This is a genomic window from Paraburkholderia silvatlantica, from assembly GCF_003096715.1.
Taxonomy (GTDB): domain Bacteria; phylum Pseudomonadota; class Gammaproteobacteria; order Burkholderiales; family Burkholderiaceae; genus Paraburkholderia; species Paraburkholderia silvatlantica.
In genome coordinates, this window is the sequence record NZ_QEOL01000027.1 from 22,231 (window position 1) to 36,673 (window position 14,443).

At 58.7% G+C, this 14,443-nt stretch carries 11 protein-coding genes and 3 pseudogenes; 10 read left to right on the forward strand and 4 right to left on the reverse strand.

Translation table 11 applies throughout. From position 1 onward, the window contains the following. Positions 1-6 precede the first annotated feature (6 nt). From C7411_RS37140 to C7411_RS29270, 3 genes are all read left to right on the forward strand, one after another. Positions 7-582 (forward strand): hypothetical protein, encoded by a 576-nt coding sequence (locus C7411_RS37140; RefSeq protein WP_133253714.1) that lies wholly within the window; start codon positions 7-9, stop codon positions 580-582. Between the two features lie 262 nt (positions 583-844). After that, positions 845-1,471 (forward strand): tyrosine-type recombinase/integrase, encoded by a 627-nt coding sequence (locus tag C7411_RS29265; RefSeq protein WP_110387481.1) that lies wholly within the window; start codon positions 845-847, stop codon positions 1,469-1,471. 148 nt (positions 1,472-1,619) lie between these two features. Continuing rightward, positions 1,620-2,333, forward strand: coding sequence for a DUF5677 domain-containing protein (locus tag C7411_RS29270; protein ID WP_110387482.1), 714 nt, complete (start codon positions 1,620-1,622; stop codon positions 2,331-2,333). Between the two features lie 64 nt (positions 2,334-2,397). On the opposite strand, the gene C7411_RS29275 is transcribed toward C7411_RS29270, so the two are convergent. Continuing rightward, a complete protein-coding gene (locus C7411_RS29275; RefSeq protein ID WP_110387483.1) occupies positions 2,398-3,348 on the reverse strand; it encodes a LysR family transcriptional regulator in 951 nt (316 codons plus the stop codon). A gap of 337 nt (positions 3,349-3,685) precedes the next feature. Here C7411_RS29275 and C7411_RS29280 point away from each other — a divergent pair, with 337 nt between their 5' ends. Both C7411_RS29280 and C7411_RS29285 read left to right on the forward strand, forming a co-directional pair. After that, positions 3,686-4,621: an SDR family NAD(P)-dependent oxidoreductase gene (locus C7411_RS29280; RefSeq protein WP_110387484.1), complete on the forward strand. Its 936-nt coding sequence runs from the start codon at positions 3,686-3,688 to the stop codon at positions 4,619-4,621. 232 nt (positions 4,622-4,853) lie between these two features. Beyond that, positions 4,854-5,472: pseudogene (locus C7411_RS29285) on the forward strand (tyrosine-type recombinase/integrase). A 145-nt stretch (positions 5,473-5,617) separates the two neighbouring features. On the opposite strand, the gene C7411_RS29290 reads toward C7411_RS29285, so the two are convergent. Beyond that, a complete protein-coding gene (locus C7411_RS29290; RefSeq protein WP_110387485.1) occupies positions 5,618-6,061 on the reverse strand; it encodes an RrF2 family transcriptional regulator in 444 nt (147 codons plus the stop codon). 84 nt (positions 6,062-6,145) lie between these two features. Between C7411_RS29290 and C7411_RS29295 the strand changes: the two genes are divergently transcribed. From C7411_RS29295 to C7411_RS29305, 3 genes and pseudogenes are all read left to right on the forward strand, one after another. After that, the gene (locus C7411_RS29295) at positions 6,146-7,120 is read left to right on the forward strand and encodes an alpha/beta fold hydrolase (protein WP_110387486.1); all 975 of its coding nucleotides are present in this window, start codon (positions 6,146-6,148) and stop codon (positions 7,118-7,120) included. Positions 7,121-7,260: 140 nt separating this feature from the next. After that, positions 7,261-8,704, forward strand: a pseudogene (locus C7411_RS29300) (IS1182 family transposase). Between the two features lie 113 nt (positions 8,705-8,817). After that, positions 8,818-10,075: pseudogene (locus tag C7411_RS29305) on the forward strand (IS3 family transposase). Positions 10,076-10,334: 259 nt separating this feature from the next. On the opposite strand, the gene leuD reads toward C7411_RS29305, so the two are convergent. Both leuD and leuC read right to left on the reverse strand, forming a co-directional pair. After that, entirely contained in the window at positions 10,335-10,952 is a 618-nt protein-coding gene (leuD, locus tag C7411_RS29310; RefSeq protein ID WP_110387488.1) for a 3-isopropylmalate dehydratase small subunit, read from the reverse strand. 1 nt (position 10,953) lies between these two features. Further along, positions 10,954-12,354, reverse strand: coding sequence for a 3-isopropylmalate dehydratase large subunit (leuC, locus tag C7411_RS29315; protein WP_110387489.1), 1,401 nt, complete (start codon positions 12,352-12,354; stop codon positions 10,954-10,956). A 281-nt stretch (positions 12,355-12,635) separates the two neighbouring features. Here leuC and C7411_RS29320 point away from each other — a divergent pair, with 281 nt between their 5' ends. Both C7411_RS29320 and C7411_RS29325 read left to right on the forward strand, forming a co-directional pair. Continuing rightward, positions 12,636-13,337, forward strand: a complete 702-nt coding sequence (locus C7411_RS29320; protein ID WP_133253715.1) for a maleate cis-trans isomerase family protein — start codon at positions 12,636-12,638, stop codon at positions 13,335-13,337. Positions 13,338-13,410: 73 nt separating this feature from the next. Continuing rightward, positions 13,411-14,250, forward strand: coding sequence for an aspartate/glutamate racemase family protein (locus C7411_RS29325; protein ID WP_110387491.1), 840 nt, complete (start codon positions 13,411-13,413; stop codon positions 14,248-14,250). Positions 14,251-14,443 lie beyond the last annotated feature (193 nt).

Consider the following 14,443-nt stretch of genomic DNA (forward strand, 5'->3'; position numbering starts at 1 on the left):
AAGCGTATGTCAATGCAGTGTGTCGCGACAGTGGCCAGCACCGCAGCAGTGCTGTCCGCATGCACGTTCCTGCAACCAGCCCATAATGTGACGCAGGCTAACCCGCCCTATGATCCGGCCAGCCAGGCACGTGTCCGTATCCTCGCAGGGAATGGCGTTGGCGTGGCTGCTAACTTTTGGACGAACAGTTCGTGCTACACATATTCCCTTCCCGATCCGGGCAATCGGGTGCGGGTGAATGACGGCTTTTGGGCCGCCGCGAAATATTCATCCACTAGCGTCACGATTGGAATGCCGCCCAGTCCACGCGAGGGAATGCGCCCAGGTGGGCTCTATTTCAAGGACTTCATCAAGGAGTATGTTGTTGATGCTAACGAGCCACTCACGTTGGCGCTGGCATACGGAAGCGAATACGTCTCATGCAGCCCACCCGCAGCGACGTTCACTCCGCAGGCAGGACAGGATTACGACGCATTTTTGGACTGGAAGGGCCGATCCTGCTGGGTTGCGGTTCATCGCATTGATGGTCGCGACGCAGACGATAAGGTACCTGTTGAGCGGGCAACGAAATGCGTCGACTAGATCGCGCGTAGAGTGGGCCTGTTAGTTAGAGATCCGCCAGCCCAAGTCAAAGCGGTGTGAGACGCAGTAAGGCCATGCAGGGACCTTCGCCGGATGCGTCGCCCGGACGTTCACGTGCGGCTTCACGCGGTCACTCGGCTAGTCGAGCGGCCGTTGCGCTCCAGAAGCCGCCGTTGGCTTTGTGCGTGCTTCAAGGGCGGTTTAGGGTCGGGTAGCGCCCACCGGTCAGACTAGATCTCCCTTCAATCGAAAGGAGATCGTCATGAGCACACTAACCAACACCAGTCGGTCGCGGGTGCCGTGGAACAAAGGAAGATTGACTGGCCAGAAGCCACCGCTGAAGCTCAAGGAGATTTGGGCAATCCGCGTGCGCCTGCAGCTTTCGTCCCGCGTGCGGGATCTGGCCATGTTTAATCTCGCCATCGACAGCAAGCTTCGCGCATGCGATCTGACGAAGCTGCGGGTGCGGGACGTATGTCACGGGGAACGCGTCGCCAACCGGGCAACAATCATGCAGCAGAAGACGCAACGGCCGGTACAGTTCGAAATCACCGAACAGACCCGCGATAGCGTGGCGGCATGGATAGGGCATGCGAGGCTGCACGCAACTGACTTCCTGTTCCCAAGCAGAATTCACGACTCCCCGCACCTGTCGACGCGCCAATATGCCCGACTGGTCCATCGGTGGATTGCGTCAATCGGCCTGGACGACTCCGCTTACGGTACCCACACGATGGGCCGGACCAAGGCGTCGTTGATCTACCGTCGCACGAAAAACCTCCGGGCTGTCCAACTGCTGCGCGGCCACACGAAGCTTGAAAGTACGGTCCGCTACCTCGGTATCGAGGTAGATGACGCACTTGAAATGGCGGAACAGACTGAGGTCTAGCGTGGAAGGCCGGTTAGCAATGGGACGCTGACCGGCCACCAAGGGGCAGTCGACTAGTTTCATCGAATGACCGAAGTTTGGCGTATATTCGACGCCGAATGGATACGTCACGCGCGAGAGGGGGAACGCAACGCCGAACATACCCGCAATGCTTGTGGCCGCGCACGATATAAAGGCACAGATCGACGGACTGCTGTTACGTGGGCGCGTGCAGGATAGTGGCGAACATCGCGTCGCTGCAACGCTGTGTCTGACGATTGCCGAGCAGTTTGCGGCGACGCTGCACTTGATAGAGGGCGGCTTCTCGTCCCACGCACCAGTCATGGTGCGCTCAATGCTAGAGGTACATGCGAATCTGCTGAACCTGGTAAGCGACCCTGCATTCGTCGACCAGATCAGGTACGACAACGCGCGTGCCGATGTCGTGTTGTTCACTGAATATGCCGCGGACCCCGAGATGCAGGGCAACGCGGGCGCGCAGGAAACATTGGCCAGATGGAAAGCCGTTGCGGAACCGGTGCGCGATGAATTGGGAGCGAAGGGCTATGGCAAGCTCGACGTGTACCAGCGATTCAAGATAGCAAACATCTTGTCTACATACGTGGCCTACCGCGTCTTTTGCTCGTTCACACATAACCAACTCACAACACTGTTGGCGCGTCATGCGGACCGTTTCGAGCTTCGCTACCATGTCGAAGCGCCGAAAGCGCTAACTGCCAGCCTGCTGAATGTATCCGTCAGCATTTTGTGCCAGGCGGCTGTAACGGCATCGCACTACACCGACCTGACCGACGCCGAGCTGCGGCAAGCAATCGACGCTGCCGACGCAACGTGGAGCGCAGCGCAGGCACTCGTCGAGTAGGTGCTGGTGAGTCGGGCGACCCGGACCTGCAGGGCGCCGCATGGAGACCGTTCCAGGTTCAGCATCAGTCATTCGCTGACGATGAGTGCCGTGAGATCTTTCGCTTGATCACTTCCACCTCAGACGCACGCGATATCTTGACGACATCGACGAATGCGCGGAGCGCCGAGGGAACGTTGCGGTTACCTGGGTAGTAGAGGAATGCGCCCGGGAAGCTGGGGCACCAATCATCGAGCACGCTGACGAGCCGTCGCGCCTTCAGTGCGTCACGCACCGAACTCTCGAACACGTAGGCGACGCCAAGCCCCGCGAGCGCAGCGTCTATTACGAGAGCTTCCTGATTCAAGATCAGCGTTCCGGGCACCTCCATCGCAAGCGTTCGCCCGCGCTTTTCAAATTCCCATGCAAAGAGCTTCCCGTTCGGAAGCCGGATTCGGATGCATTCGTGAAACTTGAGGTCTTCCGGGGTCTGAGGTCTCTTATGCCGCGCTAGGTATCTCGGGGAAGCCACCACGATACAACGTGCTTCGCCGCCGAGCTGTACCGCGATCATGTCTCGGGGGATGGTGCCGCCAAGCCGTACGCCGGCATCGAAGCCTTCCTTGACGATGTCGACGAGTCGCCCCTCGGTCACGAGATCGAGTTCGATGTCCGGGAACTTTTTCCGAAACGCAGGTACGACGTCGTGGAGCAAAAGCCGGACTCCTTGCTCGGGCGCATTGACGCGGACGCGGCCCGTTGGCTGATCCCGAAAGCGATCGATTTCGCCAAGCGCGCTGCGGAGTTCCGCAAGCACGGGATGCAGACGGGCGAGAAGGCGTTCCCCTGCCTGTGTAGGTGCCACGCTGCGGGTGGTGCGATGAAGCAAACGAACGCCCATACGCTCTTCCAGGCGACGCATCAGGTGACTGACCGTTGATGGCGAGAGCCCGAGAACTTCTGCTGCCTTCCGAAAGGAACGCAACGTCGCCACCTCGGCAAAGGCGTCCAGCTCGGTGATGTCGGGTTTTGTCATTCATGGCACTTTACCACTAGTACATACAGATTATTGTGATTGTGCAATGAGTAGATTGGTGGCTCAATGATGCTCAACCCCAGTTAAGTGAGCGACGCACGCGACAAGCCATCCCGACCGCTGACGTTACTAGTCCACTTGCCGCCGTCTCGCGTATTCCTTGCAGGCGCAGGCCGCGGTAACTGTCGCACGGTTGCCGGGCGCGCAAGGCATTGACGTGTGAGTGAACCACGCGGCGGATGGTGAGATGACCCCTATGCTCAACGCTCGCAAGGCTGACATCCGGACGATGTAAGGGGTAGCCGCGGCACGCTTCTCGTCGAAAAGGAGAACCCACTTGTCTTTGTTTGCATTGTTCAAATCAGCCGGGCCGACCGGCTTTGGTTACGGGTCGACGGCGGAGCAGATCACCGAGGGACTCTCGCTCGCAGGCAGATCGATTCTGGTGACGGGCTGCAACTCGGGAATCGGGCGGGAGACGTGTCGAGTGCTCGCCCTGCGGGGCGCCTTGGTGCTAGGCACAGCGCGTACAAAGGAGAAGGCCGATGCAGCCTGCACGACGTTTCCCGGCAGGGCAATCGGCTACGCCTGTGAGCTTTCAGAGCCTTTGTCAGTACGAGGGTGCGTCGCAGCCGTCAAGGCAGACGGCCACCGGCTCGACGCCATCATCTGCAACGCGGGCATCATGATGCTGCCGAAGCTCAAGAAGTCGCACGGCTACGAGCTGCAATTCTTCACTAACCACATCGGGCACTTCATGCTTGTGACGGGTCTGCTCGAGCAGCTCAAAGACGAGGGCCGGGTAGTGATGCTCAGCAGCGAGGGGCATCGATACGCGCCCGTCGGGGGCATCGAGTTTGACAACCTCTCGGGCGACAGGGGGTACCAGCCATTGGCGGCTTACGGCCAGTCGAAATTCGCTAATCTGCTCTTCGCCAAAGAGCTGCAGCGTCGCTTCACCGGTACAGGGAAGACCGCCTACGCAGTACACCCCGGCGTCGTTGCCACCAACCTCGCCCGCAACCTGGGACCGGTGCTCAGGCGGGTGTTGGCGGCCATCGGCCCGCTTTTTCTCAAGTCAGTCGGAGAGGGCGCCGCGACCGCGGTTTTCGCGGCGGTCAGCGCGAAGGCACTCCCCTTGGCGGGTAGCTACCTTTCTGACTCGAACGAGGACAAGCCCCGCGCCGATGCAGAAGACGCCGCGCTCGCCATGCGACTGTGGGCCGAATCAGAGGAAATCGTTCAGGTGCTCAACGATGAAGTCTCGTCCTAGGGTAACGCACTGCCACCGATGCGCGGGTAAGCCTGGTGATTAGAGGCATTGAAATGAGCCGGGAAGCAGTTCTACACGAGCGGAATGGTTAGCTGGGCGGGAGCATCACGACAGTCCGCTTTGATGTGTGCAACGGACTTTCTCGTGCATCTCACGAAGTTCCGCTCAGGGTCGGGTAGCGCCCATTGCAGAAGTGCAGACTGAATCTCCCTTCATCTGAAAGGAGATTGTCATGAGCGCATCAACCTACACAGGCCCGTCGCGGGTACCTTGGAACAAGGGAAGATTGACGGGACAGAAGCTCCCGCTCAAGCTTAAGGAGATCTGGGCGATCCGCGTGCGCTTGCAGCTTTCGTCCCAGGTTCGGGATCTGGCAATGTTCAACCTCGCCATCGATAGCAAGCTTCGGGTGTGTGATTTGACCAAGCTTCGCGTACGCGACGTTTGTCATGGGGAGCATGTCGCCAGCCGCGCGACGATCATGCAGCAAAAGACTCAACGGCCGGTGCAATTCGATATCACCGAGCAGACGCGAAACAGCGTGGATAACGTCTGCCGGGCTGCATTCGGCCGACTGCCTGTTCAAAAGCAGGATTCACGGCTCTCCCCACCTGTCGACACGACAATACTCCCGGCTGGTGCATCGATGGGTCGCGTCAATCGGCCTTGACGACACTGCCTACGGTACGCACACGATGCGCCGAACCAAGGCGTCATTGAATTATCGCCGCACGAAGAACCTCAGGGCTGTCCAACTGTTGCCTGGCCACACGAAGCTCGAAAGCACTGTCCGATACCTCGGCATTGAGGTCGATGACTCGCTTGAAATGGCTGAACAGACAGAGGTGTAGGGGGTACGGCTTCATGCCGGTCAGCAAGTGGTCGCTGACCGGCTAGGAACGGCCTCTTACATTCAACAGATCAAGGGCCGGCACTCACCCCAAAGCGGCCGCTTGATATTGCAGCATTTAACGAGCTGTCAGTTGGCGGCAGGTCTTAGACCTGGCGGCTGGGTTTTCCTGATATCGACGAAGTGACATCTCGGGCGATTTCGGCCAGGCGCTTCTTTCCAAAAATTCGAAGCATCGTCGTCTCCGCGGAACTCAATGCCTTATTGATGTGGCGATTCACCGCGGCCTCTACCGGGCATGCCGGATTGTCATCAGCGGAGCCAAGTGCGAAAAGCGCAGTGTGTCCAATCGCCACGTAGACATCCTTTACCGTGAAGTCCTCAAGGTCTCGCGCAAGCTCCCACCCGCCCCCTCGTCCGCCCGTGGATTGGACGTAGCCTGTGTCGCGCAGCGCCGCCATCGTTCTTCGAACTACAACCGGGTTGGTGTGCAGCATCAGTGCAATGTTCTCAGACGTGGTTGAACCACCGCGTAGATGCATGTGCACCAGAACGTGCAGGAGTCGGGCCAATCGGGTGTCGAATCGCATGAAATCAGAACTATTGAGTTTCCGTAACGTTTGATGTTACTCTAATGCAATAAGTGCTGTAAACGACCATAATACCGAGCCACCATGAGCGCCTACCGTCAGAACTTTATTGAAGCTAATGGCATCCGACTACATGTCGCGGAGCAAGGCAAGGGGCCCTTGGTGCTGCTTTGCCATGGGTTTCCAGAGACATCGCATGCCTGGCGGTATCAACTCGCAGCACTGGCGCAAGCCGGTTTTCACGCTGTCGCGCCAGACTTGCGCGGATATGGGTTGAGCGACTGCCCCGAAGGTATCGGGCAATACACGACGCTTGACGTTGTCGGCGATCTTGTTGCGCTCGTTGGCGTACTCGGCGAAAGCGAAGGAGTCATCGTCGGAAACGATTGGGGTGCGACTATTGCGTGGCAGGCGGCAATGCTTCGGCCCGACCGATTTCGGGGTGTCGTGGCGCTCGGCGTTCCGATGATGGGCCGAGCGCCACTTGCGCCAAGTCGCCTCTTTCCGCAGAACGACCAGGCGTGGTTTTACACCCATTACTTCTCCAAACCTGGACTCGCCGAAAGCGAGCTAAAGCGTGACGTTGCAGCGACCCTGCGCAAGATTTATTTTTCGGCCTCGGGCGATGTCGGCGTTCGAGACGCTAGCACCCCGAACCCGTTTGGACTGGTGCCTCGGGACAAGCAATATCTCGATGCCCTCGGTGATTTCCCGTCGTTGCCGAATTGGCTTGGTTCCGTCGATCTGGAAGCGTTCGTGCGCGCCTTCAATGTCTCTGGCTTTCGAGGCGGCCTGAACTACTATCGGAACCTCGACAGAAATTGGGAAATGCAAGCCGCGTTTGAGGGGCTTCGAATCGAAGTGCCTGCCCTTTACCTAGTCGGCGAAAGAGACACAGGGCTCGCTATGCCCGGCATGCGTGAAATCATCGAGGCCATGCCCAAAATCGTGCCAAATCTGCGTAAGTCTGATGTGGTACCGAGGGCAGGCCACTGGTTGCCCCAAGAAGCACCGGGCGTCGTCAACGCAGCGTTAGTCGAATTTCTCCGGGAGCTTTGACGCCATCGACCATCGCTGTCCCTTCCTGGCTCGTCACCGGACATTGCCACGTCAGCACCAAGGGACTGCTACGGGTCGAGCTTGTGTGAAAACACGCTGATCGCCTAGACTGGATTAACTCATTCAGCATGGGTGACCGGATGAAGCGATTCATAGAAGGTGAAGATCGCAAGCAGGTGACGCTGCTTCCAGAGTGCCTGGATGACTTCGTTGCCGAGGACAATCCAGTCAGGATTATCGAGGCGTTCGTTGAAGAGCTTGACCTGGCATCACTGGGCTTCGATGGCGCGATGCCGTCGACTACAGGTCGCCCGTCCTATCATCCGGGCGTGCTGCTGAAGATCTATATCTACGGCTACCTGAACCGGGTCCAGTCGAGCCGGCGCCTGGAACGTGAATGCCAGCGCAACGTTGAATTGATGTGGCTCACGGGCCGTTTGGCGCCGGATTTCAAGACCATAGTTGACTTCCGTCGTGACAACGGTACCGGCATCCGCAACGTATGCCGGCGCTTCGTCGTCTTATGCCGTGAACTGAAGCTGTTCTCGCAAGCGCTTGTTGCAATCGACGGCAGCAAGTTCAAGGCCGTCAACACTCGCGATCGTAACTTCACAGAAGGTAAGGTCGAAAAGCGCCAGAAGCAGATCGAGGAGAGCATCCAGCGGTATTTGAACGCGCTGGAGACTGCCGATCGTACGCAACCCGCTGAGCTGGAAGCGAAGACGACCCGATTGCAAGACAAGATTGCGCGCTTGCGCGAGCAGATGCGAAACCTCGATCAGATCACGCAGCAACTCAAGACACAGCCTGATGGCCAACTCTCGATGACTGATCCCGACGCACGCTCCATGGCGACGAGCGGTAAAGGATCGGGAATGGTCGGCTACAACGTGCAGGTGGCCGTTGACGCCAAACATCACCTCATCGTTGCTCACGAGGTCACAAACTCTGGCAGTGACCGGGCGCAGCTTAGCCCCATGGCAAAAGCCGCGCGACGCAATGGGCAAAAGCAGACTGCGCGCAGTCGCCGATCGTGGCTACTACAGTGGGCCTCAGATCAAGGAGTGCGCCGATGCGGGGGTTGCAGTCATGCTGCCAAAGCCGACAACGTCGGGAGCGAAACACCACGGCCGATTCGACAAGGCAGACTTCATCTACATTGCGCGGGACGACGAATACCAATGTCCAGCTGGGGAGCGGGCAATTTACCGTTACACCAGCGAGGAACACGGGATGCAGCTGCACCGATACTGGAGCAGCGCCTGTCCGCAATGCAAAATAAAGTCACAGTGCACGCCCAGCGGCCAACGACGGATAAGTCGATGGGAGCATGAGTCGGTGCTGGACGCAGTTCAACGTCGACTGGACAAGACGCCTGATGCGATGACAGTGCGCAGGCGAACCGTCGAACATGTCTTCGGGACGTTCAAGCATTGGATGGGCTACACGCACTTCCTGATGCGCAGGTTGCCCAACGTAGGTACCGAGATGAGTTTGAACGTACTCGCCTACAATCTCACTCGAGTGCTGAAAATCCTGGGCTTCGGCAAGACGATGAAGGCAATGCGGCTGGTGGGTGCATGAGCACCCCGTAGGTCCTGAATGGAGCGGCCCCATGTATCTGAGGACACGAGGACTCTCATAAAATAAGGGATAGTCTTGTGCCTATCAGTAAGCCTAGTCATTACGTGGAACCCATCGAAATTCTGACCGAGCCGGAGCGCCGTCGTCGGCGCACGGCGCAGGAAAAAATCGCCATCGTGCAGGAGACGCTGGCGCCCGGCGCCTCGGTGTCAGCCGTAGCCCGGCGGCACGGCGTGAACCCGAACCAAGTATTCGGCTGGCGCAAGCAATACCAGGAGGGCAGTCTGGCTGCGGTAAAAGCGGGAGAAACCGTAGTGCCCGCATCGGAGTTGGCCGCAGCCATCAAGGAAATCAAGGAGCTGCAACGGCTGCTCGGGAAAAAGACAATGGAAGTCGAAATCCTGAAGGAAGCCGTGGAATGGGGCCGTTCAAAAAACCTGATTGCGCGCTCGCCCTTGCTGCCGGGGGACGACCATTGAAAACGGTCTGCGAAGTTCTCGGTGTGGCGCGCTCTGTTGTGGCGGTGAAGCTGGCTCGTTCGTCCGACTGGCAAGACGGCCGCAGTGCCAAGCCAACCGACGACACGGAACTGGTCGAGGAAATCCATGCCCACGTGGCGCACCTGCCGACCTACGGCTACCGGCGCATCTGGGCGCTGCTGCGCCGCAGTCGCGAAATGGTCGGCGCACCGTGCATTAACCACAAGCGCGTGTATCGGGTCATGCGTGAGCACCATTTGTTGCTGCGTCGTCCCGGCGTGCGGCGAGACAAGCGGCGGCACGACGGTCGCGTGGCCGTGGACAGGAGCAATACCCGCTGGTGCTCCGACGGCTTCGAGTTCCGATGCGACGATGGCACGCCGCTGCGCGTGACGTTCGCGCTGGATTGCTGCGCCCGGGAAGCGATTAGCTGGGCTGCTACAACCGGCGGGCATAGCGGCGACGTGGTGCGCGACGTGATGCTGGCCGCCGTCGAGCAGCGCTTCGGCACCACGCAGACGGCGCAGCCCATCGAATGGCTGACGGACAACGGCTCGGCCTACACCGACCATCGCACGCGAAGCTTCGCGCGCGAGCTGGGCCTGGAGCCGCTGACCACGCCCGTACGTTCGCCGCAGAGCAATGGCATGGCTGAGTCGTTCGTGAAGACCATGAAGCACAATTACGTCGCCTATATGGACAAGCCCGACGCGCCAACGGCGCTCTCGCGTCTGGCCATTGCGTTTGAACATTACAATGAGCGCCACCCGCACAAAGCCCTCAAATACCGCTCGCCTCGCGAGTTCAGGCGAGCAGCGGCGTCATCAATCTAACGGTGTCCAAGTGTCCTGAGTTACAGGGGCAACTCCAGCCAATGCGCTCCCCTCATTAAGAGGCTCGGCCCGTCCGTTCGCCGGCAGGTTCGAGTCCTCTCACCCCGACGACAATCTAAGGCTCGTAAGTAACTGACTGAATTGAAAAACCAAGCCAGTCGCGGACTTATGAGCCTTTGTCTTTTCCCGCATCGTCAATCTATCTCGTCAATTCGAGTGTCAACATGCGTGGATGGACGACATGGCGACACTGCCACCTGGACCGAAACCGACGCCCCCATGAGAATCCCTAATTTGGCTAAGGGCACACGAATTGATCTATCTGGCGCTGGTATGCCATACCCACGCTCTGTGCTGCCGATCTGAGTCCTGCCAGGCAGCGATTTCTGCTTCGTGACAAAGTGTGCTCGCGATGTCATCAAGGCCGGCGAGAAGCGCATCGCGTTTGAGCTGATCTATGTCGAAGTGAAATTTTTGCCCTGCCGCGGTGGCAACAATCTGCGATCTGAGGTCGATAGCGATGGCGCGTCCACCATCAGTCTCGTCGACGAGAGTAGCGATCTCGTCAGTACCCAGCCTGACCGGTAGCAGGCCGTTCTGCAGGCAATTGTTGTAGAAGATATCGCCGAAACTACCCGCTATCACACAACGGATACCTAGCGATTCGAGCGCCCAGACTGCGCCCTCGCGCGATGAGCCACAACCGAAATTCTCACCAGCGATCAGGACAGGCGCCGCGTGGTTTTGCGGATCGTTAAATACGCAATCGCTTCGAAGTTCACCGTTGGCATCGTAGCGCAGTACCTCGAACGCGTAGCGGCCCAGCGCCTCACGTGGCGTGTTCATTAGCCTCTCGATGCGAATGATCACGTCAGTGTCGATGTTCGGGCGCTGGAACACGACGGCCCGACCGTGAACGGCGGAAAACGGCTTCATATCAGATCACCTCCCGCGGGTCAACGATTTTTCCGGCAAGTGCAGCAGCCGCCGCGCTCGCGGGACTTGCCAGATGTGTGCGCACACCTGGCCCCTGACGCCCCACAAAATTTCGGTTGGAGGTCGAGACGACGCGTTCGCCTGGCTTCGCTCGTTCGCCGTTAGCGGCCACACACATGCTGCAGCCGGGTTCACGCCATTCGAAACCAGCGCTCCGAAATATGTCATCGAGACCTTCGTGCTCCGCATCCCGCTTGACCTGCTCAGACCCCGGTACCACCCACGCGCGCACGTTAGCCGCAACCCGCTTGCCGTCGACAAGGCGTGCAGCTTCGCGCAAATCAGTCAGACGCGCATTGGTGCATGCGCCAATGAATACGCGATCAACCGGCGTGCCGAGGAGCGTGGCGCCAGGCCGTAATGCCATGTAACGTAACGCGGCCTCCACGTCATCTCGCGCATCACCGGGATCGAACTCATCGAGTGACGGAATCTGCTGGTTGATCTCGATGACCTGTTCGGGACTTGTGCCCCAGGTCATCATCGGACCGATCGAATCCACGTCGACGACATGAATAGCGTCGAACACTGCGTCGGCATCGCCGACTTCCTGTTGCCATTGAGCGAGCGCCTCGGACCATCGGGACGCGGCCGGCGAGAACGGCTTGCCCTGCAAGTACGCAAAGGTCTTATTGTCCGGGGCTATCATTCCGATCTTTGCACCCAATTCAATCGAAAGATTGCACAGCGTCATGCGGGACTCCACGCTGAGCGCGCTGACCACGGGTCCGCTGTATTCCACCGCGTAACCTGTTCCGGCGCGTGTGCCCAGCAGACCTATCAGAAAGAGACCAATATCCTTTGCAAAGACGCCGCCCCCTAACTCACCTCGAATCTGAATGTTCATGGTTCGTGGCTTGCGCTGCAATAGTGTCTGTGTGGCGAGCGCGTGCGTGATTTCTGAAGAGCCGATACCGAATGCAAGCGCACCGAGTGCCCCGTTCGTGCACGTGTGACTGTCGCCACAAATCAGCGTCATTCCCGGCTGAACGAGGCCGAGTTCCGGCGCCATGACGTGGACGATACCCTGGCCAGGTTTGCCCAAATCAAAGAACCTGATGCCGGCCTCCGCAGTCGCTGCCTTCAGTTGCGCATAGCGAACCGCGCCATCAGGATTCGTTGCCCCAGTCCGGCCCGGAACCGTCGCGACCGCGTGATCGGCCGTGGCGAATACCAGTTCCGGATTGCGCACGCGAAAACCCCGGCTCTTGACCTCGTTGAGTGCAATGGCACCCGACAAATCGTGTAGCAGATGGCGGTCAATATGCAATAACGCCCAGTCATCCGGCAGTTGCGCGACTACATGTCGATTCCAGATTTTCTCAAACAGTGTGAGTCCCATTCCCAGCTCCTCAAGGCTTCCATCTTAAGCCACATCCCACGACGCAGCGACCACGCATCGTGGACATTGCATCGACGTGTTGTTCGTTTATACTAACAACCGAAACACATGACGACAATCCCGGTTACGGCAGGGTTTACGCCTGGCGGGATCGGTGTAGGAGCGGACTGAGCGGCCCTTGACACTACAGATCACTATTTCCAAAACCATTCCAACTTGGAGAAGACAATATGCCCAGCATACTAGGTTGGCGTCGCGTATTCGGCATCGCGACCCCCTCAGTGAATACAGTCGTTCAACTTGAATTCGACGACCTGCGTCCTGCCGGCGTCGTCAACCACTGCGAAGGAATGTTCGTCCCGGATATGCCAACAAGCGCAAGCTCGCGCGACGAAGAGAGCCTCCGCCTTATCGATCTGGCACTCGAAGACGCTGTCAAACGGATTGCTACGTGCCGTCCCGATCACATCGTTTTGGGTGTATCCGCAGAAAGCATCTGGGGTGGTGGCTTATCGGCCGCCCGAAACATTGACGAACGCATTCGTTCGATCGTGGGCGACATCCCTGTCTCACAGGCTGCAGACGCCTTCCCGAAAGCATTGAAGACGCTTGGCGTAACTGGGAAGCTAGGCGTGATCCATCCGTATGGGGACAAGGGTGACCCGAAGCTACGTGCGTACTTCGATGAAGCAGGCTATGACGTCGCGCGAACGCAGGCGGTGCCAGTGTCAAGTCTCACGGGAATCGCGCACACAGAACTGAGCACCATCTTTGATGCGGTGCGCGCGGTAGATGGCGACGACGTCGCCGCCATCGTTCAATTCGGCGCCAATCTTCCGTTTGGACGTGCCGCGGCTGCCGCCGAACTCTGGCTCGGCAAGCCGGTTATAGCGGTCAACGTAGCCACCTACTGGTACGCGTTGCGACGGGAAAACATTACCGACCGCGTCGACGGCTACGGCCACCTGTTCTCCCATTACTAATCGTTACCCACCAGGGTGGCGGTGAACGCGACGCTTGCCGCCATCTGCTGCCCAATACATCAAGGAGCGAAGTATGAAAATATGGCACCAATCGATGGCCGACTTTGGTCGACTTGAAACCTATGGCGCAGCGATCCGGAAACACTCCTCTCAGGTATGCGAGGAAGACACGGAAGTAGTCGTCAAAGGAATGCCTCCAAAAGACTACATCATCGGCATCGCAACGCAGGCTGCCGGAGCTGACGACGGGGACCGGATGACAACGAGTGACATGCTCGGTTCTCCGTACATCTACCATATGGGGTTCCGCCGGATTATCGACCATGCGATCGAAGCTGAGCGTGACGGCTACGACGCGTTTGTTATCGGCTCATTCAGCGAACCGTTCCTGCGCGAATTGCGCGCAACGGTCAATATTCCTGTGGTGTCGGTTGGCGAAGCAAACTTCCTGCTGGCCTGCTCGTTCGGAAAATTCCAGGCCCACATCGCTAACGTTCCTGAAGTCGCACGTATTGTCACCGACCACGTCCATGAATACCGGTTGACCGACCGCGTCGCTGGAGTCTATGCAGTGGGTCCGGAAATGGATGAATTGCAGATGCAGCAAATGTGGGACGAACCGGGCGAAATCATTGCCCGTTTCACCGCTCTAGCCCAAGAGGCAATCCGCGACGGCGCCGACGTCATCATCCCCGTCGAAGGGGTGCTGAGCGAATTGTTGTATCTGAACGGCGTCAAGCGGATCCGTAAGGCACCAGTCTTTGACAGTTTCGGAATGGCCTGGAAGTACGCCGAGCTGCTCGTCAGTCTGAAGCGGAGGATGAATCTCGAGGTGGGTCGGGAATGGGAATATCGGCGCCCGAACGAGCAACAACTGGCTCACTTTCGCAAGTCGCTCTGGCCGACAGCCTGATCTAGTCGCGTCTTCGACCGGTGCGGCGAAGCACGGCAGTTGCATGTTTGACAGGCAAGCGTGCGCACGTACGTCGATCGCTGGCACCGTACAGACCAACCACACCTTACTCAAGCCACGACCGGAGGGCTCAGGTGCCTCCAGTCCCTATTTCAACGATCGTTTGCTCCGATTGCTGATTTGCGTCGGAAGG